The sequence below is a fragment of the Streptomyces sp. SID3212 genome (genome assembly GCF_009865405.1).
GTDB lineage: Bacteria > Actinomycetota > Actinomycetes > Streptomycetales > Streptomycetaceae > Streptomyces.
In genome coordinates this window covers 1-1,235 of record NZ_WWJY01000025.1, presented here as the reverse complement: position 1 = coordinate 1,235, position 1,235 = coordinate 1, and the positions used below count along the sequence as shown (strand labels likewise).

Sequence of the window (1,235 nt, the reverse complement as noted above, 5' to 3'; positions counted from 1 at the left end):
GGCCGGTCCGGCCGCCCCGGCCGGCCCCTCCGACCCGGCCGCCCCGTCCGACCACTCCGACCCGCTCGACCCGGTCGACGGCGGGATCCTCCGTACCTTCTACACGGATCCCCGCTGGTGGGCGGTGAGCCGGGAGTACGAGAAGGCCCTCGGCGAGGTGCTCGCCCACGAGCCCGCCGTGGTGGACGCGGCCCGGACGGCCGTCCGCCTCCTCTTCACCCATCTGTCGCACCACCTCGGCGCCCCGACGGCCGCGCGCGCCTTCTTCCCCGACCTGTCGGAGACGGACGACCCGCGGGCCGAGATGGACCTCCTGCTCGACGAGGACACGGCGGTGAGCGTACGGACGTTCGTGCTCGCGCTCCTCGACGCCGGCTACGCGTCCACGACCCGGGGGGCGGGGCCCTCGCTCAGCCGGCTGTGGGCGGACCGCCCCGAGCTGAACGTCCGGCGTCAGCTCACCCTGATCGAGGACGCGACCCCGCACCGGCGTTCCGGCCCCTGGTACCGGGACCGGCACGACCGGCTGGGCCACCCCGTCGGCAAGGGCCGCGCGACAGGTGTCGCCTGGCTGCTCCGGGCGTTCGCGGACCTGCCGGGCACCGACCCCGCCCTGCTGCTGGGACTGCGGAACGCCCTGCTGGCGGACCGGCTGATGTCCGGCGACCACTCGCTGGCCGAGGTGCTGGAGGCCGCGCAGTCGGCCGGGGTACGCGACGAGGCCGAGCCCGAGCCCAAGGACGTCGAGGCGGCCCGGCTGTACGCCTGGGCCGACGCCGTCTTCGCGCCCGGACGGCGCATCGACTCCGAGCCCGAACTGCGCATGGCGTACGCCGACGACAGCACCCTGCGCGAGCACCTGCGCCTGCCCCACCGGCGGATGTACCAGCGGCGCACCACCTGGCTCGCGCCCTGGATCACCGGCAACGCGGCCGAGCCCGCCGCCATCACCCAGCTCGCCGGTCTGGAGGGGAGCACCTGGACCGCCGACGATCTGCGGACGCTGCCGTGGCCCACCGGCGCGGGGGCGCGGGAGCGGCGTTCCGCGCTGCGTGACTGGCTGCTGCGGCACGAGAGCCAGGCGCTCCTGCGCAACGTCACGGCGGCACACGTACCGGCGCTCTATCTGCTCAGCGGCCAGGACGCCGCGCTGACCGACCCCCGGCTGACCACGGGTCCCGAGTCGCCGGACCGGCTGCGCCGGGCCGCGGGCGCGCTGGTCGGCAGGCGCGTCG

Annotated in this window: 1 protein-coding gene; it reads left to right on the top strand. The window is 76.2% G+C overall.

The genetic code is table 11. From position 1 onward, the window contains the following. Nucleotides 1–1,235, top strand: a 1,235-nt coding sequence (locus tag GT042_RS01250; protein WP_161306838.1) for a hypothetical protein, incomplete at both ends; no start/stop codon positions are given.